This window comes from Clostridium sp., assembly GCF_051278035.1.
Lineage (GTDB): Bacteria > Bacillota > Clostridia > Clostridiales > Clostridiaceae > Clostridium_AD.
Genome location: NZ_JBNMNU010000295.1, coordinates 1 through 3,093, shown reverse-complemented (window position 1 = coordinate 3,093; position 3,093 = coordinate 1). Strand labels below are relative to the sequence as shown.

Annotated in this window: 8 protein-coding genes; 4 read left to right on the top strand and 4 right to left on the bottom strand. The window is 32.2% G+C overall.

The genetic code is table 11. The features are described 5' to 3' along the window. Positions 1 to 40 precede the first annotated feature (40 nt). The 4 genes from ACJAX4_RS23195 (at position 41) to ACJAX4_RS23180 (ending at position 1,474) form a co-directional block, all read left to right on the top strand. Positions 41 to 574: a sigma-70 family RNA polymerase sigma factor gene (locus tag ACJAX4_RS23195; RefSeq protein ID WP_435791808.1), complete on the top strand. Its 534-nt coding sequence runs from the start codon at positions 41 to 43 to the stop codon at positions 572 to 574. Positions 575 to 657: 83 nt separating this feature from the next. Beyond that, positions 658 to 882, top strand: a complete 225-nt coding sequence (locus tag ACJAX4_RS23190) for a DUF1659 domain-containing protein (protein WP_435791807.1) — start codon at positions 658 to 660, stop codon at positions 880 to 882. 25 nt (positions 883 to 907) lie between these two features. After that, positions 908 to 1,144, top strand: coding sequence for a DUF2922 domain-containing protein (locus ACJAX4_RS23185; protein WP_435791806.1), 237 nt, complete (start codon positions 908 to 910; stop codon positions 1,142 to 1,144). Positions 1,145 to 1,300: 156 nt separating this feature from the next. Beyond that, positions 1,301 to 1,474 (top strand): hypothetical protein, encoded by a 174-nt coding sequence (locus ACJAX4_RS23180; RefSeq protein WP_435791805.1) that lies wholly within the window; start codon positions 1,301 to 1,303, stop codon positions 1,472 to 1,474. Positions 1,475 to 1,575: 101 nt separating this feature from the next. Here the strand turns inward: ACJAX4_RS23180 and ACJAX4_RS23175 are convergent, their stop codons facing one another. The 4 genes from ACJAX4_RS23175 to ACJAX4_RS23160 all read right to left on the bottom strand — a co-directional run bounded on the left by ACJAX4_RS23175 (position 1,576) and on the right by ACJAX4_RS23160 (position 2,997). Beyond that, positions 1,576 to 1,746, bottom strand: a complete 171-nt coding sequence (locus tag ACJAX4_RS23175) for a hypothetical protein (protein ID WP_435791804.1) — start codon at positions 1,744 to 1,746, stop codon at positions 1,576 to 1,578. Between the two features lie 281 nt (positions 1,747 to 2,027). Then, positions 2,028 to 2,252, bottom strand: a complete 225-nt coding sequence (locus tag ACJAX4_RS23170) for a DUF3791 domain-containing protein (protein ID WP_435791803.1) — start codon at positions 2,250 to 2,252, stop codon at positions 2,028 to 2,030. Between the two features lie 2 nt (positions 2,253 to 2,254). Next, entirely contained in the window at positions 2,255 to 2,497 is a 243-nt protein-coding gene (locus ACJAX4_RS23165) for a hypothetical protein (RefSeq protein WP_435791802.1), read from the bottom strand. Continuing rightward, positions 2,494 to 2,997: a DUF3990 domain-containing protein gene (locus ACJAX4_RS23160; RefSeq protein ID WP_435791801.1), complete on the bottom strand. Its 504-nt coding sequence runs from the start codon at positions 2,995 to 2,997 to the stop codon at positions 2,494 to 2,496. The genes ACJAX4_RS23165 and ACJAX4_RS23160 overlap by 4 nt, the downstream gene beginning before the upstream one ends. Positions 2,998 to 3,093: the final 96 nt, after the last annotated feature.

Genomic DNA, 3,093 nt, shown 5'->3' with positions numbered 1-3,093 from the left:
AGTATAACTAAGTTAAAAAAATTAAAGGCGGTGCATTAACATGGAAAAATTAGTCCAAATGGCTAAAACTAAAGAGTGTGGTGCTACAGAACAAATAATAGATAAATTTAAATATCTCATATTCAAGGAATCTACAAGGTACCACGTTCCAGGGTATAATACAGAGGATCTTATCCAACATGGATATTTATCCGTCATTAAAGCCATCGCTATGTACAAGCTAGGTAGCAATAGTTTTAATGGATATTGCGTAAATGCTATAAGAATGAACTATAGAGCACTTCTAAAAGGACAGATAAAGCATTTTAGGGAGGTCCCAAATAGCGATATGCTAGACCTAGATCGCTTAGGTAATTATGAGTTTACATTAGAGGATGAAGTTATAGCCTTTGACGAGGCAAAAAAATTATATGTAGCGATTGCTACACTTGAGCCCTTAGAGAGAGAAATAATAAATAACTATTATTTTTTAGAAAGACCCTTAGGAGAAATAGCCTGTGACGGTGATAAAAGCTATCATCAAGTTGCAAGACTTAAGAATAAAGCTCTTAAAAAGCTAAAATTGCTTATGTGAATTTATATATTCACATAATATCGCACAAAACTTTCAAGGTGCATATATACTTAATGAAAACAAAATGAAAGGAGTGATTTAACATGGCAGTTGTATCAACAAAGGTATCCAGTGCACTAAAACTTACTATGAAGGTAGGAGTTGACATCAAAGGTAATGACAAATATGGAACAAAGAGATTAAGTAAACTAAAAGTAGCTGCAGTAGACGCAGACCTATTTGCTGTGGGAGAGGCTATCTCAAACCTCAAAACTTATCCATTATTTAGGTTAGACAGAGAAGATCAGTTCAACTTAGTTAGTGAATAAAAAAATTTGAAGGAGGTAAACTAATATGCATAAATTGGTTATGAAATTTTTAACAGATACAGAAGGTAAATATTTTACGTTAACTGTATCTGACATTAAGGCTGACGGAGAAGGCGTTCCAACTGTGACAGAAGAAGAGGCGAATTCACTTATGGATTTAATCATTGCTAGCAACATTTTCGAATCATCGAATGGTAACTTAATTGGCAAGAAAGATGCCAAAGTAGTTTCTACTGATACTAGTATAATTGATGTAGCTTAGAAAATTAGTGCCCCTTAAAAAGGGCGCTTTTTTTTGACTGTATAATATCCCAACTAGTATCAGCAATTTTATTATTCACTATTTAATAAACAGGATAATATTTTTTTTAAAAGGGCAATATAAAGAAGTGTAAAATTTATATTAACGGAGGTTTATATGTACGTAGATAAATCAGTTTTCAAAAGCGAAAATGATAAAAAAGAAGATGCTACTGGTGATGTTAAAAAACTTGAACATCACAAAGAAGAACCTAATATTTTAAAGAATAAAATGCAAAATGGTAAATTGGGTGTTGACAAGGAAATTATACAAGGAAAAAAGTTCTTATAACATTCTAGGAAAATCAAACGGGCAATAAAAATAACTTCCAGGTTTATGTTAGGCCATTGGGGCCATGATAAAAACTGGAAGTTATTTTTCTTGACACCTTTTTAAGCTTCATGAGCATCTGTAACACCATCAAAATCATCACCAATGATGCCAATATAATCTCTTACTCCAATGGCCAATGTTGATATAGCTACTAATTCCGATAACTCCCCAAACTTTCTATGTTTTCCATCTTTCCATTTATTTAAATCTTTAATGGCTTCCCTTATCATAAAAAACACCTCCAACTCTAGTATAAACAAATTGCAACATACTATTTGCAAAAGTCAATTGACTTTATGTATTCAAATGCATTTGTTCATTTCACTTATGTATTTCGGTGCAAATTTTACTACTTAATTTCACTGTTTTATAATATCCCCTCCACATCACTCTTATTAATATATTATAACCTCCTTTATTACCTTATGCATTATTTATCCAACAACGTTGACGCATGCCTCCTTTTTCAGGTATGAAAAAAGAGCCCTAAGGCTCTAAACGTTTTAAATTATTATTGTACAACCCCTGAATCAACCTTTTGCCTTGCATTAATGTAAATGTTAAGGTCTTCTATAATATATTCTCTTCCAGTTGTATGCAAAGCTTCATAGCTCGCATTAATGTAATCGAAAACACGGTATCTATTAAAAAACTCTAAAGCTTCCTTGCCTTTCAGACCTTTTTCATTTTTATAGTTTTCTATACAATATACTAAAAAATCTAATTTTTCTTCCATTTTTATGCCTCCTCTGGGAAAACAATTGTCCCTGTTTTTGTTTCTTCAATATAGAGACTATAAAGAGTAGGCACACTTAAATGCCAGACTTTCATCTCCTCTTGCTCTAGCTTTTCATAGAGCTTTGATGAGTAAATGCTATTTAATGCATCTTTATCAGAAATATTCATCTCTTTTGCAACCATTTGTACCAAGCGAGATACAATCACTTGTAGAATAACTTGAAATTCTTTTAATTCACTCATTGTGCACCCTCCTCTATATCAGCATTTAACTTACCAATATAATGCAAATAGGTCAATGCTTTCTCTGTACAAAATGTAACTTGATCATATAATTTTTTAACCTTCAATCTCTTGAGAGTTTCTTCTCTATCCAAGAGTCCTGCTTCATACAAACTGAAAACCCTATATATAGTATCATCCGCTACTGCCCCAATTATCACATCATACTGTTTACCACTATAAATGCCCTGCCTATTAGAAAAAACAAAATCCAACCAATCTCCATTAGGCTCATCAAATTTCAGCACTTCAAGTGTGTTTCTCATGTTTACAAAATCAATCTCATACATACTAACTGCTTTAGTTTGACTATCATTTCTAAGCATCACCTTCTGTGCAAAACTTATTGCCTGATTTTTATTTGTGGTGGTGTAATAACCTGTTCCAAAATCCAATGTTCGTTTTGGTGTTAACAAAACAGGTCTCTCAACAACAACATTACTACCATGGTATACAATCATACGCATCCTCCTGTAACCTTTTGTATTAATATATTTTCCTTTTTTAACTCAGCAAGCATAATTTCAAAATGTTTCCTCTTTTTAATTTGCTTTTCT

Coding starts and splice junctions, on each gene's coding strand:
- ACJAX4_RS23195 (WP_435791808.1), top strand. CDS start 41: ATGGAAAAATTAGTCCAAATGGCTAAAACTAAAGAGTGTGGTGCTACA.
- ACJAX4_RS23190 (WP_435791807.1), top strand. CDS start 658: ATGGCAGTTGTATCAACAAAGGTATCCAGTGCACTAAAACTTACTATG.
- ACJAX4_RS23185 (WP_435791806.1), top strand. CDS start 908: ATGCATAAATTGGTTATGAAATTTTTAACAGATACAGAAGGTAAATAT.
- ACJAX4_RS23180 (WP_435791805.1), top strand. CDS start 1,301: ATGTACGTAGATAAATCAGTTTTCAAAAGCGAAAATGATAAAAAAGAA.
- ACJAX4_RS23175 (WP_435791804.1), bottom strand. CDS start 1,746: ATGATAAGGGAAGCCATTAAAGATTTAAATAAATGGAAAGATGGAAAA.
- ACJAX4_RS23170 (WP_435791803.1), bottom strand. CDS start 2,252: ATGGAAGAAAAATTAGATTTTTTAGTATATTGTATAGAAAACTATAAA.
- ACJAX4_RS23165 (WP_435791802.1), bottom strand. CDS start 2,497: ATGAGTGAATTAAAAGAATTTCAAGTTATTCTACAAGTGATTGTATCT.
- ACJAX4_RS23160 (WP_435791801.1), bottom strand. CDS start 2,997: ATGATTGTATACCATGGTAGTAATGTTGTTGTTGAGAGACCTGTTTTG.